Consider the following 14,648-nt stretch of genomic DNA (forward strand, 5'->3'; position numbering starts at 1 on the left):
GGGTACGCGGGTCAGCCGCGCGTGGTGATGCCGCCGTCGACCGGGATGACCGCCCCGGTGAGGTACGCGCCGGCGCGCGACGCGAGGTAGATCGCGGTGCCCGCCATGTCCTCGGGGCGCCCGATGCGGCCCAGCGGCACCTGCTGCTCGATCGCGGAGCGGGACTCCGGGTCGTCCAGCGCGAACGCCATCATCTTGCTCTCGAACGGGCCGGGCGCGATCGCGTTGACCGTGATCGCCTCGCCGGCGAGCTGGTGGGCGAGGCCGCGGGTGAGCATGTGCACGGCCGCCTTGGTGGCGGAGTAGGCGTACACCTCCATCCACGGCACCCGGAGCCCGTCGATCGACCCGATGTTGATGACGCGGGCCGGGTCGTCGGCGTCGGCGGCGGCGCGCAGCGCCGGCAGCAGCGCGGTGGTGAGCCGGAAGACGGCCTTGACGTTGACCGCCCAGAGCTTGTCGAACGCGCCCTCCGGGTATTCCTCCAGCGGTGCGCCCCAGGTGGCGCCCGCGTTGTTGACCAGCACGTGCAGCCGGTCGTGGCGCTGCCGGACGGCCTCGGCCAGGGCGAGCGCGCCCGCGTCGGTGCTCAGGTCGGCCGGAATGGCCTCGCAGTGCCCCTCGGCGGAGAGTTCCTTGGCGACCGACTCGCAGACGTCGGCCTTGCGCGAGGAGATGATCACCCGGGCGCCGGCCCGGACGAATCCGCGCGCGATCATCAGCCCGATCCCCCGGGAGCCGCCGGTGACCAGGACCGTCTTGCCGTCGACCGAGAACAGATCCGTCATGCCCATCCCATCGCCGTTTTCCGCCGGTCGCGGCCGTCGGCCGGCCCGCGCCTTACCGACCGGTAACGTAACCGTCCGTCGTACGCGCCGACAAGAGCGCCCGAGCGGGGCGAAACCGTCGAGATGCAACGTGCTGTCCGGCCGGTTACCGTCGGGGATGATGGTCACTACCGGTCAGCCCCCGCCGGCCACCCGCACCGGCCTGTCGGAACCCCGCCTCACCACCGACGAGATCGTCACCGGCGCACTCGACGACCTCACCCCCGCGCCCGGCTGGCCCCGGCCGGTGCTGCTCGACCGTGACCTGCTGATCCTGGTCACCCACGGGCACGGCACCGCCGAACTGGACTTCCGGGCGGTGCCCTGCCGCCCGGGCACACTGCTGCGCGCCCGCCCCGGCCAGGCGCTGCGCTGCCTCGGCACCCAACTCGACGCCACGGTGGTGAGCTGGGGGCCGGACGCGCTGCGCGGCCTGGACGTCGACCCGGACGCGGTGCCCACCCACCGCCAGCTCGCCGGCGAGGACGAGGACGCCGTGATCAGCGAGGTGACCCAGCTGGCCGTGGACTCCGACCGGCACGCGTTGGTGCCGGCCGCGGCGGCGCTGCTGCGGCACCAGCTCGCGGTGCTGCTGCTGCGGCTGAGCCTGCTGCCGCACCCGGGGGAGGCGCCGTCGCCGCGCGCCGAGGCGGAGACGTTCCGCCGGCTGTGCCGGGAGGTGGAGCGCGGCTACCGGCAGACCCGCCGGGTGGAGGACTACGCCGCGCGGATCGGCTGCTCGGTGCGTACCCTCACCCGGGCCTGCCTGGCGGTGACCGGCCGCAGCGCCAAGCAGGTCATCGACGAGCGGGTGGCGTTGCAGGCCTGCCGGCTGCTGGCCGCGACCGACGACCCGATCGCCCGGATCGGGCGGCGGCTCGGTTTTCCCGAGCCGACCAACTTCGGCCGCTTCTTCACCCGCGAGGTCGGGGTGAGCCCGGGGGCGTTCCGCGCGGCCCGGGAGCAGCCGTTGCCCGTCCGTCCGGTACGCCCGCGCCCGCCCGCCGACTCCCCCGTGCCGGCCGGCCGGGCATGATGGCACTGTGCAGATCTCCGCGCGCGGCGACTACGCGGTCCGGGCGGCCCTGAGCCTGGCCACCGCGTACCCCACCCTGCTGTCCACCCAGGCCATCGCGGCGGAGCAGGACATGCCCCGCAAGTTCCTCGAGGCGGTCCTGGCCGACCTGCGCCGGTCCGGGATCGTCCGGGCCCAGCGCGGCGCCGAGGGCGGCTACACGCTGTCCCGACCGCCGCGCGACGTGACCATCGGGCAGGTGTTGCGCGCCGTCGACGGTCCGCTCGCCGGGGTACGCGGGCTGCGCCCCGAGGAGACGAAGTACGAGGGCGCGGCGGAGAACCTGCCCCGGCTCTGGGTGGCGGTGCGCGCCTCGGTGCGCCGGGTGGTCGACGAGGTGAGCCTGGACGAGCTGGTCAGCGGCCGGTTGCCGGCGCACGTGCGCAAGCTGACCGCCCAGCCGGACGCGTGGGAGCCGCGCTGATCACAGCGTGGTGACCACCTCGTCGTAGGCCAGCCGGGGCAGGCGTTGCCGCCCGGCGTCCGGCGCCGGCCGGCCGATGTTCATCAGCAGCAGCACCCGGTGCCGCCCGTCGGGGAAGAACTCGCGTTCCACCGCGGCCTCGTCGAACCCGGCCATCGGCCCGGCGGCCAGCCCGGCCGCGCGGACGCCGACCACCAGGTAGCCGATCTGCAGCGCGGCGTTGAACCGGGCCTGCGCCTCCCGGCCGGCCGGGTCGCCGGTGAACCAGTCCCGCGCGCCGGGGCGGTGCGGGAACAGCTCCGGCAGCCGGTCGTGCCAGTCCACGTCGGCGGCGAGCACCGCGGTCAGCGGCGCGCTCGCCGTCTTGTCCCGGTTGCCGGCGCTGACGTGCGGCAGCAGCCGCGCCCGGGCCGCCGGCGAGCGCAGCAGCAGCACCCGCAGCGGCTGTGCGTTCATCGCGGTCGGGCCGTACCGGACGAGGTCGTGCACGGCCCGGACCTGCGCGTCGTCGACCGGTTCGGCGGTGAACGCGGTGGCCGTGCGGGCCGCCCGGAACAGCAGGTCCTGGGCGGCCCGGTCCAGTGCGAGCAGCTCGTCGGCGGGGGCGGTCACCACGCCTCGGGCCAGTCCTCGAGCGTGGTGGTGTAGCGGCCCCGGTGGTGCAGCAGCGGGTCGCCGTCCTCGCCGGCGCCGAGCGCCAGCGGCTCCCCCAGCACGATGGTGTGGTCGCCGGCCTCGATTCGGCGGACCACCCGGCACAGCAGCACGGCCAGCGCGTCGCCGATCAGCGGCACCCCGAACGGGCCGGTGGCCCAGCCGGGGTGGGCGGTGAACCGGTCGATGCCGCTGGTGGCGAAGATCTGCGCGATCTCTTGCTGGCCGGAGGCGAGCAGGTGCACCGCCACGTGCTCGGCGTGCGCGACGGTCGGCCAGCTCGACGACGCACGGCCGAGGCAGACCGACACCAGCGGCGGGTCCAGCGAGACCGAGGTGAACGAGGTCGCGGTGAAACCGGCCGGCGGCAGCGTCGGCCGGAGCCGGTCGCCGCGCAGGCCGGGGGTGGTGACCACGGTGACCGTGGACGCCTGGCGGCGCAGCAGGCCGCGGAACGAGTCGACGTCGACCGGGCGCAGCTCGACCGGGCCGGCGGCCGGCCGGTCCACGGTGGTCACGACGCCACCAGCTCGCGGACGGCGTGGACGCCGGCCGGCCGGGGCAGGCCGTAGTGCTCGCGCAGGGTGCGGCCGGTGTAGGCGGACCGGAACAGCCCGCGCCGGCGCAGCAGGGGTACGACGTGGTCCACGAAGGCCTCCAGTCCGTGGGGTAGCAGCGGTGGCATGACGTTGAAGCCGTCGGCGGCGCCCTGGGTGAACCAGAGCTCGATCTGGTCGGCGATCTGTTCCGGGGTGCCCACCACGACCCGGTGCCCGCGCCCGCCGCCGAGGCGGCCGATGAGCTGCCGCAGGGTGAGCCGGTCGCGCCGGGCCAGGTCGACGACGAGCTGGTAGCGGCTCTGGTGCGACTGCACGGCGGTGGCGTCGGGCAGGTCGGGCAGTGGCCCGTCCAGCGGCAGGCCGGTCAGGTCGAGCCCGGTCATGCCGGAGAGCTGCGCGAGGGCGTGCTCGGGCACGATCAGCGCCTCCAGTTCGTCGGCGAGGGCACGGGCTTCCGCTTCGGTACCCCCGATCACCGGCGCGATACCGGGCAGCACCTTGACCAGTTCCGGGTCACGGCCGGCGTCGGCGACGGCCCGTTTGAGCGCGGTGTAGAAGGCCTGGCCGTCGGCGAGCGTCTGCTGCGCGGTGAAGACGGCCTCGGCGTAGCGGGCGGCGAACGCGATGCCGTCCGCGGACGAGCCGGCCTGCACCAGCAGCGGCCGGCCCTGCGGTGGTCGGGGCGTGTTGAGCGGGCCGGCCACCCGGAACCGCTCGCCGCGGTGCGCGATCTCGTGCACCCGGTCGGTGTCGGCGAAGACGCCGGCGGCGGTGTCGAGCACCAGCGCGTCGTCCTCCCAGCTGTCCCAGAGCTTGATCGCCACCTCGACGTGCTCGGCGGCACGGCGGTAACGGTCGGCGTGCGCCGGGTGGTCGTCGAGGTTGAAGTTGCGGGCCTCGCGCGCCTGGGCGGAGGTGACGATGTTCCAGCCGGCCCGGCCGCCGCTGAGGTGGTCCAGCGAGGCGAACGCGCGGGCCAGGTTGAACGGTTCGGTGTAGCTGGTCGAGGCGGTGGCGATCAGCCCGATGTGCTCGGTCGCGGTGGCCAGCGCGGCGAGCAGCGTGAGCGGCTCGAAGACGGCCTGGATGTTGTGCCGCACGGCCGGGCCGACGGCCAGCCCGTCGGCGAGGAAGACCGAGTCGAGCGTGCCCCGCTCGGCGATGCGGGCCAGCTCCTGGAAGTGGCGCACGTCGCCGAGGCGGCCGGGGTCGGTCAGCGGGTGCCGCCAGGCGGCCTCGTGGTGCCCGACGCCCATCAGGAAGGCGTTGAGGTGCAGGGTCCGGGTCATGACGGCGGTTCCTCTCAGGCGGTGGTGACGTCGACGCGCCAGGTGGAGAAGCGACGTTCCCCGGCGACGAGGAGCTGGTTGACCACCAGCCCGATGGCGGAGATGGTGATGATCCCGGCGTACATGTCGGGGATCGCGAAGTTGTACTGCGCGTAGTTCACGAGGTAGCCGAGCCCGGCCTTGGCGCCGACCATCTCGGCGGCCACGAGCACCAGGATCGAGTAGGCCCCGGCCAGCCGGACGCCGGTGAAGATGGTCGGCACGGACGCCGGCAGGATCACCTTCTGGAACAGCCGCAGGTGGTCGAGGCCCATCGAGCGGGCCGAGCGGACCAGCAGCGGGTCGACGCCCTTCACGCCGGCGATGGTGTTCAGCAGGATCGGCCAGGAGCAGGCGTAGAGCACCAGGGCGATCTTGGAGGTCTCGCCGAGCCCGAGGATGAGCACGAAGACCGGCAGCAGCGCCAGCGCGGCGGTGTTACGGAACACCTCCAACAGCGGGCTGAGCAGGTCGGCCAGGGGCCGGTACCAGCCGATCAGCAGGCCGAGCGGGATGGCGGTGACCACCGCGAGGGCCAGGCCGGTGAGCGAGCGGGTGAGACTGGCGCCGACGTGCTCGGCGAGCTGCCCGCTGCGCAGCAGCTCCCACCAGGCGACGAGCACCTCGGACAGCGGGGGCAGGAAGACCCGGTCGACCAGGCCGCTGCGGGGCACGGTCTCCCAGATCGCGGCGAGCGCCAGCAGCGCGACACTGCGGTGCAGGGCCCGGCCGCCGAGCGCGAGCAGCCGCCCGGACCGAGCGGGCGCGACGGCCACCGGGGACACGGCGGGCCGGGTCGCGGCGGGTCGTGCGGCGACGTCAACCAACGCGGGCCTCCTCGCGGACGGCGGACTGCGCGGCGCGTACCTCGTCGCGCAGCAGCGTCCAGATCTGGTGCCGGTGGTGGCGGAACGCGTCGGTGGAGCGGACGTCCTCCTCGGCCTCCCGGTCGCCGAGTTCGATGTCGATGACCTGCTTGATCCGGCCGGGCCGCGACGTCATCACGGCAACCCGTCGGCCCAGGTACACCGCCTCGTCGATGCCGTGCGTGATGAACACGACGGTCTTGCCGGTGGCCTGCCAGATCCGGACCAGCTCGTCCTGGAGCGAGTCGCGGGTCTGCGCGTCGAGCGCGGCGAACGGCTCGTCCATCAGCAGCACGTCCGGGTCGTAGGCGAGGCTGCGGGCGATGGCGACGCGTTGCTTCATGCCGCCGGACAGTTCGTGCGGGTAGCGGTCGGCGAAGCCGGTCAGGCCGACCAGTTCCAGGTGGTGGGCGACCCGTTCGGCGCGTTCGCGCCGCGGCAGGCCCTTGGCCTCCAGGCCGAACGCGACGTTGCCGGCGGCGGTGCGCCAGGGCAGCAGCGCGTACTGCTGGAAGACGATGCCCCGGTCGAGGCCGGGCCCGGTGACCGGGCGGCCGTCGACGAGCACCTGCCCGCCGGTCGGGGTGGCCAGCCCGCCGAGCAGGTCGAGCAGGGTGGACTTGCCGCAGCCGCTGGGTCCGACGACGACCAGGAACTCGCCGGGGCGTACGCCGAGGGTGAGGTCGTCGAGCGCGGTGACCGCGCCGCCGGCGCCACGCCGGCCCGGGAAGACCTTGCGGACCCGGTCGAAGAGGATCTTGTCGGTGCTCATGCGCCACCGCCGGGGTTGGCGAACGCGTTGAACCTGTTGGTGTAGAGGTCGCCGGGCTTGGGCTTGGCGCCCTTCAGCTCGCCGGCGTCGGCCAGCCAGTCGATCCAGGTGGCGAACTCCCGGTCGGTGATGACGCCGCCCTTCTCGGCCACGCCGCTGGACTTCCAGTAGCCGACGAGCGTGGCGTCCTCGTTGCGGCCGCGCTTGGCGATGACGGCCTTGAGCCGGGCCACCACGGTCTCGCGCGGCTGGGTGCGCGCCCACTCGATGGCCTTGCCCACACCGGTGACGAACGCGCGGACGGTGTCCGGGTTGCGGGCGATGAAGTCGTCGCGGAAGACGTAGCTGCCGGCGCTGAACGCGCCGAGCAGCTCGTAGTCGGTGAACACGGTGCGGATGCCGCCGTTGGCGACGGCCTTGTCGCGGATCACGCCGCCGAGCACCGCGACGTCGATCTGCTTGGCGCGCAGCGACTGTTCGGTGTTGACCGGCGGCAGCGCGACCAGCTCGACCCGGCCGATCTCGTCGGCGGTCAGGCCGCCCCGGGCCAGCCAGGTGCGCAGCACGGCCTCGGCGTGCGCGCCGAGGGTGTTCATGCCGACCCGCTTGCCGATCAGGTCGCGCGGGCCGCGGATCGGGCTGCCGTCGAGCACGTAGTAGCCCTGGAAGGTCTGCGCGTCGGAGCCGTAGTAGCTGACCACGGCGGTGATCGGCGCGTGGGCGGCCTGGAGCTTGACGATCGCGCCGTTGAACGCGCCGCCGAAGTCGCTCTGGCCGGTGGCGGTGGCCTGGATGTCGGCGGGACCGCCGGTGACGTTGCCGATCCAGTTGAGCTTGACGTCGCCGAGGTAGCCGAGGTGGGCGGCGAGTTCGGGAAGGGTCACCTGGCCGACCGAACCCTGGTAGCGCAGTTCGGTGGTCTGGGCGCCACCGCCGGCGGCGGCGTCGGCGCCGCATCCGGTGGCGGCGGTGAGGGCGAGCAGGGCGACGGCGGCGGCGAGGGCACGCCGTGGCGATCGGGTCGAGGGCATGGCGGTGTCTCCTGATCTGTCCACGATGCGGTGGAGGGGGCCCGCGTGGGGCCGGAGAGCACGCCGCACCGCGCCGGGCCACGATGCGCCGGCGGCGGGAACGGACGAGCTGCGGAGGGGGAACGACGAGCGCTCGGCTCAACAGAGCGCGCTCGCGTGCCGGACCAGGTCGACGTGCACGCGAGCGGTGAGGAGAAGCTCGTCCCGCTGCGACATGTCCTCATGCTGCCGACCGTTCTCCGTGCCGGTCAACGCTCTTCCACTCAGTGAGACTTTCATCGCTGGCTTTGTTACGACCCGCCTCCACCAGCATTTACCACCCCTTAACACCTACCCGTTGGATAGAGATTGTGCCGGGCGCTACACCCATCGTCCAGAGCGGACCCGATCGGGTTTCACGAATCGTCGATCCGGGCATGTTCGATCCCGCAGAGGCAGGGAGACGAAGGAGGCACCCCCGATGGGCGTCCAGTTCCGCAAGCGCAAGAAGTACGGGCCGCTGATCCTCCACTTCACCCAGAACGGGTTCTCCTCGTGGAGCATCAAGATCGGCCGCTGGTCCTGGAACTCCAACACCCGCGCCCACCGCGTGGACCTTCCGGGGCCGCTCTCCTGGAAGCAGGACAAGGCCTGACGGTCTGAGACCGTTACGACGAGCGGGGCGCCGGCGGTTCGCCGGCGCCCCCTTCGTCGTTCGGGCCGGGTTCGGCGTTCGGCAGCCCACGAGGACCTCCCGACGGAACAATCACGACATGGCGGACCTGACCCCGCGGCGGATGCGGCGCCGCGCCACGGCGGCCTGCGCGCTGATGCTCGTCGGCTACTTCCTGATCCCGGTCGAGGCGGACCCGAACGGGCTGCGGCTGGCCCTGCGCTCGGTCGGCACGCTGCTGCTGGTGGCCGTGGTGGCGTTCCTGGTCACCGGCCAGGTCCGCCGCCAGCTCAGCCGCGACCAGCCGACCGGCGACGCCGAGGACCGCGCGCTGACCCGGCTCGCCATCGCGCTGATCGGCGGCCTGCTGGTCTTCGCGCTGGCCGACTACGTGGTGGCGTACACCCGCCCCGGTGAGTTCGTCGGGCTGCGCACCCGCGTCGACGCGCTCTACTTCGCGCTGGCCACGCTCACCACCATCGGCTACGGCGACGTGCACGCCCACGGGCAGATCGCCCGGGTGGCGGTCTGCGCGCAGATGGTCTTCAGCATCGGCGTGGTCGCCACCGGCGCGTCCGTGGTGGTCAAGCAGATGACCCAGCGCTCGGGACGACGCTGATCACCACGTCGCCGCCGAGCCGGCCGGGCTCCGGATCGCGGGTCACCGCGCCGCCGTCGAGCAGCGAGGCGAGCGCCCGGTTGGCGTCGGCCGCCCGGTAGACCGTGGCGGTGGCCGCGAACCGGCGCAGCTCGGTGACCGTCAGCGGCCCGGAGCGGGCCAGCTCGGCCAGCAGCTCCCGGCGCAGCGGGCCGGGTTCCGGCTGGAGGCTGATGTCGAGCAGCCGCCCGTCCGGGTCGGCCGGGTCGCGGTAGCGCACTCCGGCGAACTCGTCGACCGCCCAGAGCGCCTCCTTCAGCGCCTCCAGGCCCCGGTCGGAGCCGGTGCCGTAGCCGAGCAGCCGGGCCGGCCCGTCGTCGGGCACCAGCTCGACCTCGGTGACCAGCGGGAAGCCGGCGGCGGTCAGCGCCCGGCGCAGCGACCGCCCGGCGTCGGTGACCAGCAGCAGCTCGGCCGGGCGACCGGACGCCACGGCGGCCAGCAGCGCCGGGTCGGGCTCGCCGCCGTCGACCACGGCGAACAGCGGCGCGCCGGCCGCGCCGGCCGCCTTGAGCGCCACCGGCAGCCGGTCGGGCCGCCCGGGCACCACGTGCACGGCGACGTCGGCCGGCAGGGCGGCCTCGGCGGCGCCGAGCCGGGTCGGCAGCTCCGCGTCGCCGTCGGCCAGCACCAGCACGGTCAGCCGCCGCCCGCGCAGCCGGTCGGCGAACTCCCCCACCACGCCCAGCGCGGCCTCCGCGCCGGCGGCGGCGTCCCCGGCGTACGCGAGGGCGAGCGTGGCCCGCCGCGCGCGGTGCAGCGCGGCGGGGAGCCAGTGGTCGAGTTGGCGGACGAGCAGCTCGCGCAGGACGGCGTCGGACGACATGGTGCCGTTTCTACCGCACCGCGCGAGCGTCCCGCCCGGTAACCCCGCTCAGGCCGGGACGGAGACGCCCACGCCGCCGCGGGTCTGGCCGCCGTAGCGCTGCCGCTCCCGGTCGAGGTCGAGCCGGCCGATCCGCTTGCGGGCGGCGAGCGCGGCGTCGTCCAGCAGGTTCGCCGGGACGATCCAGACGATCTCGAACTCCAGCCCGTCCGGGTCGCGGCCGTAGAGGCTCTTGGTGGTGCCGTGGTCCGACGCGCCGCCCAGGGCGCCGGCGGCGGCCAGCCGCTCGGCGGTGGCGGCCAGCTCGTCGAGCGTGTCCAGCTCCCAGGCGAGGTGGTAGAGGCCGACGGTGCCGCGCCCGGCCGTGGACGCCGCGGCCGCCGCGCCGACCTCGAACAGGCCGAGGTCGTGGTCGTTGGTGGAGTCCGGCGCCTGGAGGAAGGCGGCGCCGCGGAAGCCGTCGGGCGTCATCTCCACCCGGCGGAAGCCCAGCACGTCGCGGTAGAAGGCGACGCTGCGCTCCAGGTCACTGACGTAGAGGACGGCGTGGTTGAGACGGTGGATGCCCATGAGACCGACGATAGCGCGGTTTGGTTGAGCGTTCAACCATCTCCGGTATGATGGGCGTCATGACCCGGTGGCTGGACCCCGACGAGCAGCGGACCTGGCGCGCCTTCCTGACCGCCTCCCGCGCGCTGATGGAGACGCTCGACCGCGAGCTGCAACGCGACGCCGGCATGCCGCACGCCTACTACGAGATCCTGGTCCGGCTCTCCGAGGCCCCCGGCCGGCGGCTGCGGATGAGCGACCTGGCCGACGCCACCGGCTCGTCGCGCAGCCGCCTGTCGCACGCCGCCGCCCGGCTGGAGGCCGCCGGATGGATCCGCCGGGAGGACTGCCCCACCGACCGGCGCGGCCAGCTCGCCGTCCTCACCGACGAAGGCTTCACCACCCTGGCCGCCGCCGCACCCGGCCACGTCGAGGGGGTACGCCGACACCTGTTCGACGCGCTCAGCCCGGCCCAGGTCGACCAGCTCCGCCGGATCAGCGAGACGCTCGCCGACCACCTGACCGGATCGGAACCAAACTGATCCACTCCGGGGGTTGTACTTACCGTCGCCGGATGAGCACGATGGGGCGTGTCCTCCGGCTTCGCTGACCTGACCGTCCAGGCGCACCAACTGGTGTCCGAAGGCGACCTCACCGGCGCGCAGCGACTGCTCGCCGACGCGCTCAGCGACGCCGACCCCCGCCCCGGCAACGCCTCCCCCGAGCTGGCCGAGGCGGCCGGCCTCCAGGCGCGGCTGCTCGTCGCGCTCGGCGAGCCGCACTCCGCTCGAGGCTGGGCCGCGTTCGCGTACGCGGCGGCCACCCGGCTGTTCGGGCGCTCCGACGAGCGCACCGTCACCGCCGCCGCGACGCTCGCCGCGGTGCTGCACCGGGTCGGCAGCGACGCCCGCGCCGCCCGGCTCTACTCCGACGTCATCATCGAGCTGACCGCCCGCGACGGGCCGGAGTCGCAGCGGGTGCTGGCCGCGCACGCCGACCTGGCCACTGTGGAATACGCGCGCGGCCAGTGCGAGGTGGCCCGCGACCGCCTCACCGACGCCTGGGAGCTGCACCGCGAGGTCTACGGCGACGGCCACCCCAGCGGCATCAAGATGCTGGCCAAGCTCGGCGCGATGGAACGCGACTGCGGCCGGTACGCCGACGCGCACGAACACCTGGCGCTCGCCGAGGACCTGTGCCGCGAACACCTGGCCGTCGACGACCCACTCGCCGTCCAGGTCGCCGGTCTGGCCCGGGCCGCCGCCGACCCGGACCACGTCTGCGCCGCGCCCGAGCCGCCCGCGCGCCCGGCGCCGGTGGTGCCCGCCGCCCGGGTCCCCCCGACCACCGAGGGTCCCCCCGACCTGCCGCCCTACACCCCGCCCGCGCTCGACGACCCGGTCGAGACGCCGCTCTACCACCCGCCCGGCCGCACCGCCGACCCCGCGCACGTGCCCACGCCGCGCACCGCGCCGGAGGCCGACGGCGACGCGTTCGACGACTACCCGTGGCCGCCGGACGAGCCGGTCGAGCAGCCCTGGCGGCCGGGCGGGCCGGAGCAGCAGCCTTGGCAGCCGGGCGAGCCGGCCGAGCAGCCCTGGCGGTCCGGCGGGCCGGCCGAGCAGCCCTGGCGGCCCGGCGAGGACGCGCTGCCGCCGACAGTGGTCGGGCTCGCCGCCGACGACCCGGCCGGCGTCCGCCGGGTCCCGCCGCCGGCCGAGGCCCCGTCGCGCTACCTGCCGGTGCACGTGCCCCGGCCGCCCGTCACCCCGCGGCGCGAGCGGCAGTGGCTGCCGCTGGCGGTGCTCGGCGTGGTGGTGGCGCTGCTGCTCGGCACCATCGCGGTGATCGCCGGCGTGTCCCGGGTGGACGGCGGGCGGGACACCCCGGCCGCACCGTCGGGCGCCGCATCGAGCAAGCCGCCGCCCGCCTCCGCCCGCCCCACCCCGAGCGGGCCGCCGGCCGCCTCCCCGGGCACCCCGCCGGGCCGGTTCACGCTCACCGACCGGCGCGACAGCATCGTGCTGAGCTGGACCTACCCGCCCGGGGCGGAGGGCCCGGTGGTGGTCGCCGGCGGCCGCGCCGGCCAGCCGCAACGCACGTTCGAGACGCTGCCCGCCGGCTCGGCCGACTACATCGCCTACGGGCTCGACCGCACCACCGACTACTGCTTCACCGTGGCGCTGGTCTGGTCCACCGACACGGTCGCCCGCACCGGCCCCACCTGCACGAAACGGCGGCGCTGACTCCTCACTCCGGCTCCGGCTCGGCCAGCGCGGGCAGCCGCACCGTCGCCCGCAGCCCCGGCGCGGCGGCGCCCGGCGTCGCGTCGGCCAGCTCCACCGTCCCGCCGGCCCGGCGCACCAACTCCCGCACGATGGCCAGGCCGAGGCCGGCGCCACCGGCGTCGCGGGCCCGGGCGTCGTCGAGCCGGGTGAACCGGGCGAACACCCGCTCCCGGTCCGCCGCCGGGATGCCCGGCCCGTCGTCGGTCACCGTCACCAGGTGGTACCCCCCCTCCGGGCCGGTCACCGCCAGTCCCACCCCCGCGTCGGCGTGCCGCAGCGCGTTCTCCAACAAGTTGACGAGCACGCGGCGCAACTCCCCCGCGTCCCCCTCGACCCACCACGCCCCGGCCGGCACGTCCACCCGCACCGGCGGCGACGGGTAACGCCCGGCCACCTCGCGCAGCAGCTCACCCAGCTCCACCGGGCCCACCGGCGCCGGCCGCGTCGGGTGCACGTCGCCGGCGTCGCGTCGGCGATCCGCCGGCGCCTGCCCGCCCAGGTGGTCCGCCGGCGCCTGCTCGTCCAGGCGGGCCAGCAGCAGCAGGTCGTCGACCAGGCGGCTCAGCCGTTCGGTGTCGGCGAGCAGGTCGTCGGCGACCGTCGGCCAGTCGGTGTCGTCGCCGAGCCGGCGGGCCACCTCCAGCTCGGTGCGCATGTTGGTCAGCGGGCTGCGCAGCTCGTGCGCGGCGTCGGCGACGAACGCCCGCTGCCGGTCCCGGGACGCCGCCAGCCGGTCCAGCATGTCGTTGAGCGTCACCGCGAGCCGGTGGATCTCGTCCTGCCCCGCCGGCACCGGCAGCCGTTCCGCACCGGCCCGGCCGGTGATCTCGGCGGCGCCGCTGCGCAGCTCCTCCACCGGGCGCAGGGTCGCCCCCACCACCCGCCAGGCCACCACCGCCAGCCCGGCCACCAGCAGCGGGAAGCCGACCAGCAGCAGGTTGCGCACCACGTTCAGGCTGTGCCGCACGTCCGACAGCGACTTGGCCACCAGCACCGTGCGCGGCTCGTCGGGCGTGCCGGCCGGCACCGTCACCACCCGCACCGGCCCGGACATGCCGACCCGCCGCCCGTCCACCACCAGCCGCTGCGCCTGGCCGGGCCGCAGCTCGCCCGGACCGAGCATCGGCACCAGGCGGTCCGCGTCGATCGAGGCGGCCCGGATCCGGCCCTGCGCGTCCACCACCTGCACCCGCAGTTGGCCGCCGGCCACCGGCAGCGGATCCGGCAACGCGTCCTCGGCGGTGAGCAACGCGACCGCGTCCGCGGTGCGCAACGCCTCCGCGTCGACCGAACGCTGCAGCGTCCAGCCGAGCGCGCCGACCAGCAGCGCTCCGCCGAGGCCGAAGCCGAGCACCAGGCCCAGCACGCCCAGCGCGAGCAGCCGGGCCCGCAGGCCGAGGCGGGGGCGGCTCACGTGGCCAGCCGGTAGCCGGCGCCGCGGACCGTCTCCAACCGCTCCCGGCCGATCTTGCGACGCAGGTAGCCGACGTAGACCTCCACCGCGTTCGGTGCGGTGTCCACCGAGGCGTCCCAGACATGGTCCAGCAGCTCGGTCTTCGACACCACCTCGCCGGGGCGACGCATCAGGTAGTCGAGCAGCGCGTACTCGCGGCTGGTCAGCACCACCTCGGCGTCGGCCCGGGTGACCCGCCGCCGGGCCGGGTCCAGGCGCAGGTCGCCGACCGTGAGCACGGCCGGGCGGCGGGGCGCGCCCCGGCGCAGCAACGCGCGCAGCCGCGCCAGCAGCACCACGTACGAGAAGGGCTTCGTGAGGTAGTCGTCGGCGCCGCAGTCCAGACCGTCGGCCTGGTCGTACTCGCCGTCCTTGGCCGAGAGCATCAGCACCGGCAGCCACCGCTGCTCGGCGCGCAACCGGCGCACCACCTCGTAGCCGGAGAGGCCGGGCAGCATCACGTCGAGGATCATCGCGTCGTAGTCGCCGTGCCGGGCGGCGTCCAACCCGGCCGGGCCGGTGGCCGCCACGTCCACCACGAACCCCTCCGCCGACAGGCCCCGGCGCAGCGCCCCGGCGAGCCGCGTCTCGTCCTCCACCACCAGCAACCGCACCGGTCCAGGGTGCCACCACCGGGTCACCCGTAGGGGATCTCCTCAGCGTCGTCACAGCGACGATCCCGCAG

Annotated in this window: 18 protein-coding genes; 6 read left to right on the forward strand and 12 right to left on the reverse strand. The window is 74.9% G+C overall.

Annotated elements, in window-relative coordinates; all coding sequences use genetic code 11:
* Positions 1-11: 11 nt before the first annotated feature.
* On the reverse strand, positions 12-788 hold the full coding sequence (locus O7598_RS20690; protein WP_269692977.1) for a glucose 1-dehydrogenase: 777 nt from the start codon (positions 786-788) through the stop codon (positions 12-14).
* Between the two features lie 160 nt (positions 789-948).
* Between O7598_RS20690 and O7598_RS20695 the strand changes: the two genes are divergently transcribed.
* Both O7598_RS20695 and O7598_RS20700 read left to right on the forward strand, forming a co-directional pair.
* Entirely contained in the window at positions 949-1,863 is a 915-nt protein-coding gene (locus O7598_RS20695) for a helix-turn-helix transcriptional regulator (RefSeq protein WP_442929875.1), read from the forward strand.
* Positions 1,864-1,870: 7 nt separating this feature from the next.
* Entirely contained in the window at positions 1,871-2,326 is a 456-nt protein-coding gene (locus O7598_RS20700) for an RrF2 family transcriptional regulator (protein WP_269692979.1), read from the forward strand.
* Here the strand turns inward: O7598_RS20700 and O7598_RS20705 are convergent, their stop codons facing one another.
* The 7 genes from O7598_RS20705 to O7598_RS31490 all read right to left on the reverse strand — a co-directional run bounded on the left by O7598_RS20705 (position 2,327) and on the right by O7598_RS31490 (position 7,816).
* A complete protein-coding gene (locus O7598_RS20705) occupies positions 2,327-2,941 on the reverse strand; it encodes a malonic semialdehyde reductase (RefSeq protein ID WP_269692980.1) in 615 nt (204 codons plus the stop codon).
* Entirely contained in the window at positions 2,935-3,498 is a 564-nt protein-coding gene (locus tag O7598_RS20710) for a flavin reductase family protein (RefSeq protein WP_269692981.1), read from the reverse strand. The genes O7598_RS20705 and O7598_RS20710 overlap by 7 nt, the downstream gene beginning before the upstream one ends.
* Positions 3,495-4,829 (reverse strand): LLM class flavin-dependent oxidoreductase, encoded by a 1,335-nt coding sequence (locus O7598_RS20715; protein WP_269692982.1) that lies wholly within the window; start codon positions 4,827-4,829, stop codon positions 3,495-3,497. Before O7598_RS20715 ends, O7598_RS20710 begins: the two co-directional genes overlap by 4 nt.
* Before the next feature lie 14 nt (positions 4,830-4,843).
* Positions 4,844-5,695, reverse strand: a complete 852-nt coding sequence (locus O7598_RS20720) for an ABC transporter permease (RefSeq protein ID WP_269692983.1) — start codon at positions 5,693-5,695, stop codon at positions 4,844-4,846.
* Positions 5,688-6,506: an ABC transporter ATP-binding protein gene (locus O7598_RS20725; protein ID WP_269692984.1), complete on the reverse strand. Its 819-nt coding sequence runs from the start codon at positions 6,504-6,506 to the stop codon at positions 5,688-5,690. The genes O7598_RS20720 and O7598_RS20725 overlap by 8 nt, the downstream gene beginning before the upstream one ends.
* Positions 6,503-7,537, reverse strand: a complete 1,035-nt coding sequence (locus tag O7598_RS20730; protein ID WP_269692985.1) for an ABC transporter substrate-binding protein — start codon at positions 7,535-7,537, stop codon at positions 6,503-6,505. Before O7598_RS20730 ends, O7598_RS20725 begins: the two co-directional genes overlap by 4 nt.
* 138 nt (positions 7,538-7,675) lie before the next feature.
* Positions 7,676-7,816 (reverse strand): putative leader peptide, encoded by a 141-nt coding sequence (locus O7598_RS31490; protein WP_442929876.1) that lies wholly within the window; start codon positions 7,814-7,816, stop codon positions 7,676-7,678.
* A gap of 181 nt (positions 7,817-7,997) precedes the next feature.
* Between O7598_RS31490 and O7598_RS20735 the strand changes: the two genes are divergently transcribed.
* Positions 7,998-8,171, forward strand: coding sequence for a DUF4236 domain-containing protein (locus O7598_RS20735; protein ID WP_064498970.1), 174 nt, complete (start codon positions 7,998-8,000; stop codon positions 8,169-8,171).
* Positions 8,172-8,289: 118 nt separating this feature from the next.
* A complete protein-coding gene (locus tag O7598_RS20740; RefSeq protein ID WP_269692986.1) occupies positions 8,290-8,808 on the forward strand; it encodes a potassium channel family protein in 519 nt (172 codons plus the stop codon).
* Here O7598_RS20740 and O7598_RS20745 read toward each other — a convergent pair.
* Both O7598_RS20745 and O7598_RS20750 read right to left on the reverse strand, forming a co-directional pair.
* Positions 8,774-9,673, reverse strand: coding sequence for a hypothetical protein (locus O7598_RS20745; protein ID WP_269692987.1), 900 nt, complete (start codon positions 9,671-9,673; stop codon positions 8,774-8,776). The genes O7598_RS20740 and O7598_RS20745 overlap by 35 nt on opposite strands.
* 48 nt (positions 9,674-9,721) lie before the next feature.
* Entirely contained in the window at positions 9,722-10,243 is a 522-nt protein-coding gene (locus O7598_RS20750) for a VOC family protein (protein WP_269692988.1), read from the reverse strand.
* 50 nt (positions 10,244-10,293) lie between these two features.
* Here O7598_RS20750 and O7598_RS20755 point away from each other — a divergent pair, with 50 nt between their 5' ends.
* On the forward strand, positions 10,294-10,764 hold the full coding sequence (locus O7598_RS20755; RefSeq protein WP_269694921.1) for a MarR family winged helix-turn-helix transcriptional regulator: 471 nt from the start codon (positions 10,294-10,296) through the stop codon (positions 10,762-10,764).
* A gap of 48 nt (positions 10,765-10,812) precedes the next feature.
* Positions 10,813-12,468 (forward strand): tetratricopeptide repeat protein, encoded by a 1,656-nt coding sequence (locus O7598_RS20760; RefSeq protein ID WP_269692989.1) that lies wholly within the window; start codon positions 10,813-10,815, stop codon positions 12,466-12,468.
* 4 nt (positions 12,469-12,472) lie between these two features.
* Here the strand turns inward: O7598_RS20760 and O7598_RS20765 are convergent, their stop codons facing one another.
* Together O7598_RS20765 and O7598_RS20770 are read right to left on the reverse strand one after the other, a co-directional pair.
* Entirely contained in the window at positions 12,473-13,924 is a 1,452-nt protein-coding gene (locus O7598_RS20765; RefSeq protein ID WP_269692990.1) for a sensor histidine kinase, read from the reverse strand.
* Positions 13,921-14,577 carry a response regulator transcription factor gene (locus O7598_RS20770; protein ID WP_091067902.1) on the reverse strand — a complete coding sequence of 219 codons (657 nt, stop codon included), beginning with the start codon at positions 14,575-14,577 and terminating at the stop codon, positions 13,921-13,923. The genes O7598_RS20765 and O7598_RS20770 overlap by 4 nt, the downstream gene beginning before the upstream one ends.
* Positions 14,578-14,648 lie beyond the last annotated feature (71 nt).

The sequence above is a fragment of the Micromonospora sp. WMMC241 genome, from assembly GCF_027460165.1.
GTDB classification, from domain to species: Bacteria; Actinomycetota; Actinomycetes; order Mycobacteriales; family Micromonosporaceae; genus Micromonospora; species Micromonospora humi.